At 65.0% G+C, this 13,155-nt stretch carries 13 protein-coding genes; all 13 read left to right on the top strand.

The genetic code is table 11. The annotated features are described in order from the left end of the window. The first annotated feature begins 15 nt into the window (after window positions 1-15). The 13 genes from CAG00_RS03405 to CAG00_RS03340 all read left to right on the top strand — a co-directional run bounded on the left by CAG00_RS03405 (window position 16) and on the right by CAG00_RS03340 (window position 13,050). Window positions 16-921 (top strand): energy transducer TonB, encoded by a 906-nt coding sequence (locus CAG00_RS03405; protein ID WP_075046591.1) that lies wholly within the window; start codon window positions 16-18, stop codon window positions 919-921. A 171-nt stretch (window positions 922-1,092) separates the two neighbouring features. Next, a complete protein-coding gene (locus CAG00_RS03400; RefSeq protein WP_015272081.1) occupies window positions 1,093-1,662 on the top strand; it encodes a YqgE/AlgH family protein in 570 nt (189 codons plus the stop codon). Continuing rightward, a complete protein-coding gene (gene ruvX, locus CAG00_RS03395; RefSeq protein WP_013974530.1) occupies window positions 1,662-2,099 on the top strand; it encodes a Holliday junction resolvase RuvX in 438 nt (145 codons plus the stop codon). The genes CAG00_RS03400 and ruvX overlap by 1 nt, the downstream gene beginning before the upstream one ends. A 49-nt stretch (window positions 2,100-2,148) precedes the next feature. After that, window positions 2,149-2,667 carry a bifunctional pyr operon transcriptional regulator/uracil phosphoribosyltransferase PyrR gene (gene pyrR, locus CAG00_RS03390; protein WP_025340908.1) on the top strand — a complete coding sequence of 173 codons (519 nt, stop codon included), beginning with the start codon at window positions 2,149-2,151 and terminating at the stop codon, window positions 2,665-2,667. Between the two features lie 12 nt (window positions 2,668-2,679). Further along, complete coding sequence (locus CAG00_RS03385) at window positions 2,680-3,684, top strand: aspartate carbamoyltransferase catalytic subunit (protein ID WP_003257774.1); 1,005 nt, start codon at window positions 2,680-2,682, stop codon at window positions 3,682-3,684. Further along, window positions 3,681-4,952, top strand: a complete 1,272-nt coding sequence (locus CAG00_RS03380) for a dihydroorotase (RefSeq protein ID WP_085663497.1) — start codon at window positions 3,681-3,683, stop codon at window positions 4,950-4,952. The genes CAG00_RS03385 and CAG00_RS03380 overlap by 4 nt, the downstream gene beginning before the upstream one ends. A gap of 257 nt (window positions 4,953-5,209) precedes the next feature. Further along, the gene (gene hslV / locus CAG00_RS03375; RefSeq protein WP_003249309.1) at window positions 5,210-5,740 is read left to right on the top strand and encodes an ATP-dependent protease subunit HslV; all 531 of its coding nucleotides are present in this window, start codon (window positions 5,210-5,212) and stop codon (window positions 5,738-5,740) included. A gap of 76 nt (window positions 5,741-5,816) precedes the next feature. Next, a complete protein-coding gene (hslU, locus tag CAG00_RS03370) occupies window positions 5,817-7,160 on the top strand; it encodes an ATP-dependent protease ATPase subunit HslU (RefSeq protein ID WP_015272084.1) in 1,344 nt (447 codons plus the stop codon). A 170-nt stretch (window positions 7,161-7,330) separates the two neighbouring features. Then, window positions 7,331-7,708, top strand: a complete 378-nt coding sequence (locus tag CAG00_RS03365; protein ID WP_003249306.1) for a gamma-butyrobetaine hydroxylase-like domain-containing protein — start codon at window positions 7,331-7,333, stop codon at window positions 7,706-7,708. Between the two features lie 268 nt (window positions 7,709-7,976). Next, window positions 7,977-9,656 carry a class II poly(R)-hydroxyalkanoic acid synthase gene (gene phaC, locus CAG00_RS03360; RefSeq protein WP_025340910.1) on the top strand — a complete coding sequence of 560 codons (1,680 nt, stop codon included), beginning with the start codon at window positions 7,977-7,979 and terminating at the stop codon, window positions 9,654-9,656. Between the two features lie 63 nt (window positions 9,657-9,719). Continuing rightward, complete coding sequence (phaZ, locus tag CAG00_RS03355; RefSeq protein WP_075046593.1) at window positions 9,720-10,571, top strand: poly(3-hydroxyalkanoate) depolymerase; 852 nt, start codon at window positions 9,720-9,722, stop codon at window positions 10,569-10,571. A gap of 168 nt (window positions 10,572-10,739) precedes the next feature. Continuing rightward, window positions 10,740-12,422, top strand: a complete 1,683-nt coding sequence (phaC, locus tag CAG00_RS03345; RefSeq protein WP_085663496.1) for a class II poly(R)-hydroxyalkanoic acid synthase — start codon at window positions 10,740-10,742, stop codon at window positions 12,420-12,422. Between the two features lie 13 nt (window positions 12,423-12,435). Continuing rightward, complete coding sequence (locus CAG00_RS03340) at window positions 12,436-13,050, top strand: TetR/AcrR family transcriptional regulator (RefSeq protein WP_075046596.1); 615 nt, start codon at window positions 12,436-12,438, stop codon at window positions 13,048-13,050. Window positions 13,051-13,155: the final 105 nt, after the last annotated feature.

Raw genomic sequence — 13,155 nt, 5'->3', positions numbered from 1 at the left:
GTTGCTGGAAACCTGATGACGCTGCCCGCTGACATCCCCGCCGACCTGCTGCCCCCCCGTGTTCGCCCGGTGGACCGGCTCGGCTTTACCCTGTTCCTGGCTGCCTTGGTGCACCTGGCGCTGATCCTCGGCGTCGGCTTCAGCGTGGTCAAGCCTGCCGAAATCCGCCACACCATGGACATCACCCTGGCCACCTTCAAGAGCGAGAAACCGCCGGAGAAGGCCGATTTCCAGGCCCAGGACAACCAGCAGGGCAGCGGCACCCTGGACAAGAAAGCGGTGCCCAAGACCACCGAACTGGCCCCGTTCCAGGACAGCAAGATCAACAAGATCACCCCGCCACCCGCCGCCAAGCCCGAGGTGGTACCGCCCCCTGCCCCGCAGAAGTCGGCGGTAGTGACCACGGCGCCCAAGCCACAGAAGGTCGAGCCCAAGCCCAGGGAAAGCAAGCCGCAGCCCAAGCCGGCAGCCCCGGCACCGGACTTCGACAGCTCGCAGTTGTCCAGCCAGATCGCCAGCCTGGAGGCGGAGCTGTCCAACGAACAGCAGATGTACGCCAAGCGCCCGCGCATCCACCGGCTCAATGCCGCCTCGACCATGCGCGACAAAGGTGCCTGGTACAAGGAAGAGTGGCGCAAGAAGGTCGAGCGGGTGGGCAACCTGAACTACCCCGACGAAGCGCGCCGGCAACAGATCTACGGCAACCTGCGCATGATGGTGTCGATCAACCGCGATGGCTCGCTGTACGAGGTGCTGGTGCTGGAGTCGTCCGGGCAACCGGTGCTGGACCAGGCGGCGCAGCGCATCGTGCGGTTGGCGGCGCCGTTTGCGCCGTTTACCGGGGACCTGGCCGAGTTTGACCGGCTGGAGATCATCCGCACCTGGCGCTTTGCCCGTGGGGACCGTTTGTCCAGTAACTGACCTGCGGCATTACGCGGTCCCTGTGGGAGCGGGTTTACCCGCGAAAGCGTCCGACTAAACGACATCATTGCCTGATCTGGCGCATTCGCGGGTAAACCCGCTCCCACAGGGAACGCGCAAGCCTCGTTACGCACCTTGTCAGCCTCGCCACCTGGCGCCACACTATCCCCCATGAAAACCCTCACGCCGAGCTACCTCAAGCATCAGTTCCTGATCGCCATGCCGCACATGGCCGATCCGAACTTCGCCCAGACCCTCACGTACATCGTCGAGCACAACGCCCATGGCGCCATGGGCCTGGTGGTCAACCGGCCGCAGGAGCTGAACCTGGCCGACATCCTCGAGCAGCTGCGCCCGGACGAAATGCCACCGGCCAGCACCTTGCAGGTGCCGATCTACCAAGGTGGCCCGGTACAGACCGACCGTGGCTTCGTGCTGCACAGCAGCGAATGCAGTTTCCAGGCCACCGTGGCGCTGGAAGGGCTGTCGCTGACCACCTCGCAGGATATATTGCTTGCCATCGCCGCCGGGGTAGGTCCGAAACAGAGCCTGATCACCCTGGGCTATGCCGGCTGGGAAGCGGGCCAACTGGAAGCGGAGCTTGCCGACAACGCCTGGCTCAACTGCCCGTTCGACCCGGAAATCATCTTCGGCCTGACCAGCGACCTGCGCCTGGAAGCCGCCGCCGCCAGCCTGGGGATCAACCTGAACCTGCTGACCAGCCAGGCGGGCCACGCCTGATGGCCGAACTGCACCCTGAACTGCGTCTGCTGCTGGGCTTCGACTACGGCAGCAAACAGATCGGCGTAGCCGTCGGCCAGGTGGTCACCGGCCAGGCCCGCGAGCTTTGCACCCTGAAGGCACAGAACGGCGTGCCGGACTGGGCCCAGGTGGAAAAGCTGATTGCCGAATGGAAGCCTGACGCCATCGTCGTCGGCCTGCCGCTGAACATGGACGGCACCCCCAGCGAAATGAGCGCCCGCGCAGAAAAGTTCGCCCGCCGCCTGAACGGCCGCTTCAACCTGCCCGTGCACACCCACGACGAACGCCTGACCACCTTCGAGGCCAAGGGCGAGCGCATGGCCCGTGGCGGCCAGCGCGGCAGCTACCGCGACAACCCGGTCGATGCCATCGCCGCCGCCTTGTTGCTGCAAGGCTGGCTGGAGGCCAATACCTGATCATCTTTGCCGCCGGGCCCGCCCGGCGCACCCTTCCGAGGAGCCTGCAATGAGCCTACCCGATCCAGCCGAACTGATTCGGCAGATGGCCGTCGACCTTCGCGCCCACCTGGCCCGCCGGGCAATTACCGAACCGCGCTACATCGGCATCCGCACCGGCGGCGTCTGGGTTGCCCAGGCCCTGCAGGAAGCCATGGGCGACACCAGCCCCATGGGCACTCTGGACGTGTCGTTCTATCGCGACGACTTCAGCCAGAACGGCCTGCACCCGCAAGTGCGCCCTTCCGAGCTGCCGTTCGAGGTCGAGGGCCAGCACCTGGTGCTGGTGGATGACGTGCTGATGAGCGGCCGCACGGTGCGCGCCGCGCTCAACGAACTGTTCGATTATGGCCGCCCGGCCAGCGTCACCCTGGTCTGCCTGCTGGACCTGGATGCCGGCGAACTGCCAATCCGCCCGAATGTACTCGGCGCCACCCTGTCGCTGGCCGCCCATGAACGGGTAAAATTGACCGGACCCGCACCGCTCGCTCTCGAGCGCCAGGACCTCGCCTCCGCTTCCGCCCTTTAAGAGTCCCCCGCGATGACGCCAATCGACGCCAAGCGCCCGCTGCAGCTCAATGATCAGGGCCAGCTGCGCCACTTCCTCTCGCTCGACGGTTTGCCCCGCGAACTGCTCACCGAGATCCTCGACACCGCCGACTCCTTCCTGGAAGTCGGTGCCCGGGCCGTGAAGAAAGTCCCGTTGCTGCGCGGCAAGACCGTGTGCAACGTGTTCTTCGAGAACTCCACCCGTACCCGTACCACCTTCGAACTGGCGGCCCAGCGCCTGTCGGCCGACGTGATCAGCCTGAACGTGTCGACCTCCTCGACCAGCAAGGGCGAGACCCTGTTCGACACCCTGCGCAACCTCGAAGCCATGGCCGCCGACATGTTCGTGGTGCGTCACTCCGACTCCGGGGCCGCGCACTTCATCGCCGAACACGTGTGCCCGGAAGTTGCCGTGATCAACGGCGGTGACGGCCGCCATGCGCACCCGACCCAGGGCATGCTCGACATGCTCACCATCCGCCGCCACAAGGGCAGCTTCGAGAACCTGTCGGTGGCCATCGTCGGCGACATCCTGCACTCGCGCGTGGCCCGCTCCGACATGCTGGCGCTGAAAGCGCTGGGCTGCCCGGACATCCGCGTGATCGGCCCAAAAACCCTGATCCCGATCGGTATCGAGCAGTACGGTGTGAAGGTGTACACCGACCTCGCCGAAGGCCTGAAGGATGTCGACGTGGTGATCATGCTGCGCCTGCAGCGTGAGCGCATGGCCGGTGGCCTGCTGCCCAGCGAAGGCGAGTTCTACCGCCTGTTCGGCCTGACCACCGCGCGCCTGGCCGGGGCCAAGCCCGACGCCATCGTCATGCACCCGGGCCCGATCAACCGTGGCGTGGAAATCGAGTCGGCGGTGGCCGACGGCAAGCACTCGGTGATCCTCAACCAGGTCACCTACGGCATCGCCGTGCGCATGGCCGTGCTGTCCATGGCCATGAGCGGGCAGAACGCGCAACGTCAATTCGACCAGGAGAACGCCCAGTGACCATCAGTATTCTCGGCGCCCGGGTCATCGACCCCAACAGCGGCCTGGACCAGGTCACCGACCTGCACCTGGACGGCGGCCGCATTGCCGCCATCGGTGCCGCCCCGGCCGGCTTCAGCGCCAGCCGCACGATCCAGGCTGATGGCCTGGTCGCCGCGCCCGGCCTGGTCGACCTCGGCGTGTCCCTGCGCGAGCCGGGCTACAGCCGCAAAGGCAACATCGCCAGTGAAACCCGTGCCGCCGTCGCTGGCGGTGTCACCAGCCTGTGCTGCCCGCCGCAGACCAAGCCGGTGCTGGACACCTCGGCCGTGGCCGAACTGATCCTCGACCGCGCCCGCGAGGCCGCCAACAGCAAGGTCTACCCGATCGGCGCCCTGACCAAGGGCCTGGAAGGCGAGCAACTGGCCGAGCTGGTGGCCCTGCGCGACACCGGCTGCGTGGCCTTCGGCAATGGCCTGAAGGAAATCCCCAACAACCGTACCCTGGCCCGCGCCCTGGAATACGCCGCCACCTTCGACCTGACCGTGGTGTTCCACTCCCAGGACCGCGACCTGGCCCAAGGCGGCCTGGCCCACGAAGGTGCCATGGCCAGCTTCCTCGGCCTGCCGGGCATTCCGGAAACCGCCGAGACCGTGTCCCTGGCGCGCAACCTGCTGCTGGTGGAACAGACCGGCGTGCGTGCGCACTTCACCCAGATCACCAGCGCCCGCGGCGCGCGCCTGATCGCCCAAGCCCAGGCCCTGGGCCTGCCGGTGACCGCCGATGTGGCGCTGTACCAGCTGATCCTCACCGACGAATCGCTGCGCGAGTTCTCCAGCCTGTACCACGTGCAGCCGCCGCTGCGCACCGCCGCTGACCGCGACGGCCTGCGCGAGGCGGTGAAGTCGGGGGTGATCCAGGCGATTTCCAGCCACCACCAGCCGCACGAGCGCGACGCCAAGCTGGCCCCGTTCGGCGCCACCGAGCCGGGCATCAGCAGCGTCGAACTGCTGCTGCCGCTGGCCATGACCCTGGTGCAGGACGGCCTGCTCGACCTGCCAACCTTGCTGGCCCGCCTGAGCAGCGGCCCGGCGGCGGCCCTGCGCCTGCCGGCCGGCGAGCTGAAAGTGGGTGGCGCGGCCGACCTGGTGCTGTTCGACCCGCAAGCCTCGACCGTGGCCGGCGAGCAGTGGTTCTCGCGCGGCGAGAACTGCCCGTTCATCGCCCACTGCCTGCCAGGTGCGGTGCGTTATACCTTGGTCGATGGGCATGTCTGCCACGAGGCCTGACAAAGCGCACACTCGCTTTGTGTAGGAGCGGCCTTGTGTCGCGATCGGGCCGCAAAGCGGCCCCAGCTAATCTTGCATGATGCCGAGATCCTGGGGCTGCCTTGCAGCCCTTTCGCGACACAAGGCCGCTCCTACATCGACCGAGTACGGTTAAGAGACCGAGCCGACCATTCATCCCCCACGGTTGAAATCCTTCCCCCCACCCCCATATGAGTCTGCATCAGGCACTTTCGCCCCGCTGCGTGGAGACTCTCCCCTTGACCACCATCGTTTCTGTCCGCCGTAACGGCAAAGTCGTCATGGGCGGCGACGGCCAGGTATCCCTCGGCAACACCGTGATGAAAGGCAACGCCAAGAAGGTGCGCCGCCTGTACCACGGCCAGGTCATCGCGGGCTTCGCCGGCGCCACCGCCGATGCGTTCACCCTGTTCGAGCGCTTTGAAGGCCAGCTCGAGAAACATCAGGGCCACCTGGTCCGCGCTGCCGTGGAGCTGGCCAAGGAATGGCGTACCGACCGCTCCCTGAGCCGCCTGGAGGCCATGCTGGCCGTGGCCAACAAGGACGCCTCCCTGATCATCACCGGCAACGGCGACGTGGTCGAACCCGAAGACGGCCTGATCGCCATGGGTTCCGGCGGCGCCTACGCCCAGGCCGCAGCCCGCGCCCTGCTGAACAAGACCGACCTCTCGGCCCGTGAAATCGCCGAGACCGCCCTGAACATCGCCGGCGACATCTGCGTGTTCACCAACCACAACCTGACCATCGAGGAGCAGGACCTGGCCGACTGATCAGCTGTTCTGGCGCCTCATCCCGGTGATGGGGTTTTTCCACGCTGATTCATTCCGCCCGAGGACCATTTTCATCATGTCCATGACCCCCCGCGAGATCGTCCACGAACTCAACCGCCACATCATCGGCCAGGACGACGCCAAGCGCGCCGTGGCCATCGCCCTGCGCAACCGCTGGCGGCGCATGCAGCTCCCCGCCGAGCTGCGCGCCGAAGTGACCCCGAAGAACATCCTGATGATCGGCCCTACCGGCGTCGGCAAGACCGAAATCGCCCGCCGCCTGGCCAAGCTGGCCAACGCGCCGTTCCTCAAGGTCGAAGCCACCAAGTTCACCGAAGTGGGCTACGTGGGCCGCGACGTCGAGTCGATCATCCGCGACCTGGCCGATGCCGCGCTGAAGATGCTGCGTGAGCAAGAGATCATCCGCGTGCGCCACCGCGCCGAAGACGCCGCCGAAGACCGCATCCTCGACGCCCTGCTGCCACAGGCGCGGGTCAGCAGCTTCGCCGAGGAAGCCGCGCAGACTAGCACCGATTCCAACACCCGCCAGCTGTTCCGCAAGCGCCTGCGCGAAGGCCAGCTGGACGACAAGGAAATCGAGATCGAAGTGGCCGATGCCGTGGGCGTCGAAATTGCCGCGCCGCCCGGCATGGAAGAAATGACCAACCAGCTGCAGAGCCTGTTCGCCAACATGGGCAAAGGCAAGCGCAAGGCGCGCAAGCTGAAGGTGAAAGAAGCACTGAAGATGGTTCGCGATGAAGAAGCGAGCCGCCTGGTCAACGAGGAAGAGCTCAAGGCCAAGGCCTTGGAAGCTGTCGAGCAGCACGGCATCGTGTTCATCGACGAAATCGACAAGGTTGCCAAGCGCGGCAACGTTGGCGGCGCCGACGTGTCCCGTGAAGGCGTGCAGCGCGACCTGCTGCCGCTGATCGAAGGCTGCACCGTCAACACCAAGCTGGGCATGGTCAAGACCGACCACATCCTGTTCATTGCCTCGGGTGCGTTCCACCTGAGCAAGCCGAGCGACCTGGTGCCCGAGCTGCAAGGCCGCCTGCCGATCCGTGTGGAACTCAAGGCCCTGACCCCGGAAGACTTCGAGCGCATCCTGCAGGAGCCGCACGCGTCGCTGACCGAACAGTACCAGGCCCTGCTCAAGACCGAAGGCCTGAACATCGAGTTCCTCGCCGACGGTATCAAGCGCCTGGCCGAGATTGCCTACCAGGTCAACGAGAAGACCGAGAACATCGGTGCCCGCCGCTTGCACACCCTTCTCGAGCGTTTGCTCGAAGAGGTGTCGTTCAGCGCTGGCGACCTGGCCAGCACCCATGACGAAGCGCCGATCCAGATCGACGCGGCGTATGTGAACAGCCACCTGGGTGAGCTGGCGCAGAACGAAGACCTGTCGCGTTACATCCTGTAAGACCGCAGGGGCCGCTTTGCGGCCCATCGCGACACAAGGCCGCTCCTACAGGGGAACGCGATCTCCTTTAGGAGCGGCCTTGTGTCGCGATGGGCTGCAAAGCAGCCCCCTTGCACAATCCCCCGAATCTCCTGAAGCTGTGCACCATCAGCTCCCGAGAGATTCCGCCCATGGCCCGCCTGCCCACCGCCATCAACCTGCACAAAGCCTCGAAAACCCTCAGCCTCACCTACGCCCCCGGCGAGGTCTACCACCTGCCCGCCGAATTCCTGCGCGTGCACTCCCCCTCCGCCGAGGTCCAGGGCCACGGTAACCCCATCCTGCAGTTCGGCAAGATCAACGTCGGCCTCAGCGGCCTGGAGCCAGCCGGGCAATACGCACTGAAACTGACCTTCGACGACGGCCATGACAGCGGCCTGTTCACCTGGGAATATCTCGAGCAGCTGTGCCTGCGCCAGGAACAGCTGTGGGCCGAGTACCTCGACGAACTGCACAAGGCCGGGAAATCCCGCGACCCTGCCGAGTCGGTGGTCAAACTCATGCTCTAGCGCAAGGCCTGCAGGATTTAGAGCGCATTTTCTAAAATCATCTGTTTGAATGACTTACAGACAGCCCAGTGACGGGCTGTCTTGCGCATTACATGAAAGTCGGGTAACCAATGGGGGTGGCAAGTTCCCTGCATCAAATTGCAGGTAGTCAGAGCCCTCGCAGCACCGCTGTTCCTTATCACTGGTCACCCGAGTAGCAGTACCGGGCTCAGAACTGTGCACCCGCCACAGCAACCGGTACTCGTCTCAGGACAACGGAGCGTCGTAGATGAGTAACAAGAACAACGATGAGCTGCAGCGGCAGGCCTCGGAAAACACCCTGGGGCTGAACCCGGTCATCGGTATCCGCCGCAAAGACCTGTTGAGCTCGGCACGCACCGTGCTGCGCCAGGCCGTGCGCCAACCGCTGCACAGCGCCAAACATGTGGCCCACTTTGGCCTGGAGCTGAAGAACGTGCTGCTGGGCAAGTCCAGCCTTGCCCCGGAAAGCGACGACCGCCGCTTCAATGACCCGGCATGGAGCAACAACCCACTTTACCGCCGCTACCTGCAAACCTATCTGGCCTGGCGCAAGGAGCTGCAGGACTGGATCGGCAACAGCGACCTGTCGCCCCAGGACATCAGCCGCGGCCAGTTCGTCATCAACCTGATGACCGAAGCCATGGCTCCGACCAACACCCTGTCCAACCCGGCAGCGGTCAAACGCTTTTTCGAAACCGGCGGCAAGAGCCTGCTCGATGGCCTGTCCAACCTGGCCAAGGACCTGGTCAACAACGGTGGAATGCCCAGCCAGGTGAACATGGACGCCTTCGAGGTGGGCAAGAACCTGGGCACCAGTGAAGGCGCCGTGGTGTACCGCAACGATGTGCTGGAGCTGATCCAGTACAGCCCCATCACCGAGCAGGTGCATGCCCGCCCGCTGCTGGTGGTGCCGCCGCAGATCAACAAGTTCTACGTATTCGACCTGAGCCCGGAAAAGAGCCTGGCGCGCTACTGCCTGCGCTCGCAGCAGCAGACCTTCATCATCAGCTGGCGCAACCCGACCAAAGCCCAGCGCGAATGGGGCCTGTCCACCTACATCGACGCGCTCAAGGAGGCGGTCGATGCGGTGCTGGCGATTACCGGCAGCAAGGACCTGAACATGCTCGGTGCCTGCTCCGGCGGCATCACCTGCACGGCATTGGTCGGCCACTATGCCGCCCTCGGCGAAAACAAGGTCAATGCCCTGACCCTGCTGGTCAGCGTGCTGGACACCACCATGGACAACCAGGTCGCCCTGTTCGTCGACGAGCAGACTTTGGAGGCCGCCAAGCGCCACTCCTACCAGGCCGGCGTGCTCGAAGGCAGCGAGATGGCCAAGGTGTTCGCCTGGATGCGCCCCAACGACCTGATCTGGAACTACTGGGTCAACAACTACCTGCTCGGCAACGAGCCGCCGGTGTTCGACATCCTGTTCTGGAACAACGACACCACGCGCCTGCCGGCCGCCTTCCACGGCGACCTGATCGAAATGTTCAAGAGCAACCCGCTGACCCGCCCGGACGCCCTGGAGGTTTGCGGCACCCCGATCGACCTGAAACAGGTCAAATGCGACATCTACAGCCTTGCCGGCACCAACGACCACATCACCCCGTGGCAGTCGTGCTACCGCTCGGCGCACCTGTTCGGCGGCAAGATCGAGTTCGTGCTGTCCAACAGCGGCCACATCCAGAGCATCCTCAACCCGCCAGGCAACCCCAAGGCGCGCTTCATGACCGGTGCCGATCGCCCGGGTGACCCGGTGGCCTGGCAGGAAAACGCCACCAAGCATGCCGACTCCTGGTGGCTGCACTGGCAAAGCTGGCTGGGCGAGCGTGCCGGCGAGCTGAAAAAGGCGCCAACCCGCCTGGGCAACCGTGCCTATGCCGCTGGCGAGGCATCCCCGGGCACCTACGTTCACGAGCGTTGAGCTGCAGCGCCGTGGCCCCCTGCGGGGCGCCACGGTGTTCATTTCACCCCATGAGTCACGCGCATGCCGCAACCCTACATCTTCAGGACCGTCGAGCTGGATAACCAGTCCATCCGCACCGCCGTCCGCCCGGGCAAACCGCACCTGACGCCGTTGCTGATCTTCAACGGCATCGGTGCCAACCTGGAGCTGGTGTTTCCGTTCATCGAAGCACTGGACCCGGACCTGGAAGTCATTGCCTTTGACGTACCCGGGGTCGGCGGATCGTCCACGCCGCGCCACCCCTACCGCTTCCCCGGGTTGGCCAAGCTGACGGCACGCATGCTCGACTACCTCGACTACGGCCAGGTCAATGCCATCGGCGTGTCCTGGGGCGGCGCCCTGGCCCAGCAGTTCGCCCACGATTACCCCGAACGCTGCAAGAAACTGGTGCTGGCCGCCACCGCAGCCGGTGCGGTGATGGTGCCAGGCAAGCCCAAGGTGTTGTGGATGATGGCCAGCCCACGGCGTTACGTGCAGCCGTCGCATGTCATCCGCATTGCGCCGACGATCTATGGCGGCGGCTTCCGGCGTGACCCCGAACTGGCCATGCAGCACGCCGCCAAGGTGCGCTCCGGCGGCAAGATGGGCTACTACTGGCAGCTGTTCGCCGGGCTCGGCTGGACCAGCATCCACTGGCTGCACAAGATCCAGCAACCGACCCTGGTGCTGGCCGGCGACGACGACCCGCTGATCCCGCTGATCAACATGCGCCTGCTGGCCTGGCGGATTCCCAATGCCCAGCTACACATTATCGACGACGGTCATTTGTTCCTGATCACCCGGGCCGAGGCCGTCGCCCCGATCATCATGAAGTTCCTTCAGCAAGAACGACAGCGCGCCGTCATGCACCCTCGCCCGGCTTCGGGTGTGTGAAGGCGATTTGGGACCCTGTGGGAGCGGGTTCACCCGCGAAGAAATTAACTCGGTGTATGGCACCGGCTTCGCCGGTGTTCGCGGGTGAACCCGCTCCCACAGAGACCCTGCTAGATCAGTGAATATGTTTAGTCATGAGGCACCAGGTCAGGACGAGGGAGTGTTGCCATGAAAGACAAACCGGCCAAAGGAACGCCAACGCTTCCCGCCACCAGCATGAACGTGCAGAACGCTATCCTCGGCCTGCGCGGTCGTGACCTGATTTCCACGCTGCGCAATGTCAGCCGCCAAAGCCTGCGTCACCCGCTGCATACCGCGCATCACCTGTTGGCCCTGGGTGGCCAGCTGGGCCGGGTGATACTGGGTGACACACCGCTTCAGCCGAACCCGCGCGATTCGCGCTTCAGCGACCCGACATGGAGCCAGAACCCGTTCTACCGTCGCGGTCTGCAGGCCTACCTGGCCTGGCAGAAGCAAACCCGACTGTGGATCGAGGAAAGCCACCTGGACGACGATGACCGGGCCCGTGCGCACTTCCTGTTCAACCTGATCAACGATGCCCTGGCGCCGAGCAACTCGCTGCTCAACCCGTTGGCAGTCAAGGAACTGTTCAACAGCGGTGGCCAGAGCCTGGTGCGCGGTGTGGCCCACCTGCTCGATGACCTGCGCCACAATGACGGCCTGCCACGCCAGGTCGACGAGCGCGCATTCGAAGTGGGCGGCAACCTGGCCGCGACCGCCGGCGCCGTGGTGTTTCGCAACGAGCTGCTGGAGCTGATCCAGTACAAGCCGATGAGCGAAAAGCAGCACGCCCGGCCACTGCTGGTGGTGCCGCCACAGATCAACAAGTTCTACATCTTCGACCTCAGCTCGACCAACAGCTTCGTCCAGTACATGCTCAAGAATGGCCTGCAGGTGTTCATGGTCAGCTGGCGCAACCCCGACCCGCGCCACCGCGAATGGGGCCTGTCCAGCTACGTTCAGGCCCTGGAAGAAGCGCTCAACGCTTGCCGCAGCATCAGCGGCAACCGCGACCCCAACCTGATGGGCGCCTGTGCCGGCGGCCTGACCATGGCCGCGCTGCAGGGCCACCTGCAGGCCAAGCACCAGCTGCGCCGGGTGCGCAGCGCCACCTACCTGGTCAGCTTGCTGGACAGCAAGTTCGAAAGCCCCGCCAGCCTGTTCGCCGACGAGCAGACCATCGAGGCCGCCAAGCGCCGCTCCTACCAGCGCGGCGTGCTGGATGGCGCCGAGGTGGCGCGGATCTTCGCCTGGATGCGGCCCAACGACCTGATCTGGAACTACTGGGTCAACAACTACCTGCTCGGCAAGACACCACCAGCCTTCGACATCCTGTACTGGAACGCCGACAGCACGCGCCTGCCCGCCGCGCTGCATGGCGACCTGCTGGACTTCTTCAAGCTCAACCCGCTGACCCACCCCGCCGGCCTGGAGGTATGCGGCACACCCATCGACCTGCAGAAGGTCGAGCTGGACAGTTTCACCGTGGCCGGCAGCAACGACCACATCACCCCGTGGGATGCGGTGTACCGCTCGGCCTTGCTGCTGGGTGGCGACCGGCGCTTCGTGCTGGCCAACAGCGGGCACATCCAGAGCATCATCAACCCGCCCGGCAACCCCAAGGCCTACTACCTGGCCAACCCCAAGCTGTCCAGCGACCCCCGCGCCTGGTTCCACGACGCCAAGCGCAGCGAAGGCAGCTGGTGGCCGTTGTGGCTGGAGTGGATCACCCCGCGCTCCGGCCCGCTCAAGGCACCGCGCAGCGAACTGGGCAATGCCACCTACCCACCACTGGGCCCCGCGCCGGGCACCTACGTGCTGACCCGATGAGCATGCCGACTGGATGAAGACTCGCGACCGTATCCTCGAATGTGCCCTGCAGCTGTTCAACCAGCAGGGCGAACCGAACGTATCCACCCTGGAAATTGCCAACGAACTGGGCATCAGCCCTGGCAACCTCTACTACCACTTCCACGGCAAGGAGCCGTTGGTGCTGGGGCTGTTCGAGCGCTTTGAAGAAGCGCTGATGCCCTTGCTCGACCCGCCGCTGGAGGTACGCCTTGACGCCGAGGATTACTGGCTGTTCCTGCACCTGATCGTCGAACGCATGGCGCAGTACCGCTTCCTGTTCCAGGACCTGTCGAACCTGACCGGGCGCCTGCCCAAACTGGCCCGCGGCATGCGCAACCTGATCAACGCGCTCAAGCGCACGCTGGCAGCGTTGCTGGCCAGCCTCAAGGGCCAAGGGTTGGTAGAGAGCGAGACCCAGGCGCTGGGGCAACTGGTGGAGCAGATCACCCTGACACTGATGTTCTCGCTGGATTACCAGCGGGTACTGGGGCGCGAGGGGGATGTGGGGATTGTGGTGTACCAGGTGATGATGCTGGTGGCGCCGCATCTGCAGGCCCAGGCGCGGGGGGCGGCAGAGCAGTTGGCGGTGCGGTATCTGGAGGGGTAAGCCTGACTGGGATGTATTGCAGCAGCCGACGCATTCGCGGGTGAACCCGCTCCCACAGGTACGTTGCAGAGCTTACAAGCGGCGCAGTACCTGTGGGAGCGGGTT

It is taken from the genome of Pseudomonas sp. B5(2017) (genome assembly GCF_002112825.1).
Taxonomy (GTDB): Bacteria; Pseudomonadota; Gammaproteobacteria; order Pseudomonadales; family Pseudomonadaceae; genus Aquipseudomonas; species Aquipseudomonas putida_Z.
The sequence above is the reverse complement of the archived record's forward strand: the minus strand, read 5'-3'. Positions and strand labels throughout refer to the sequence as shown.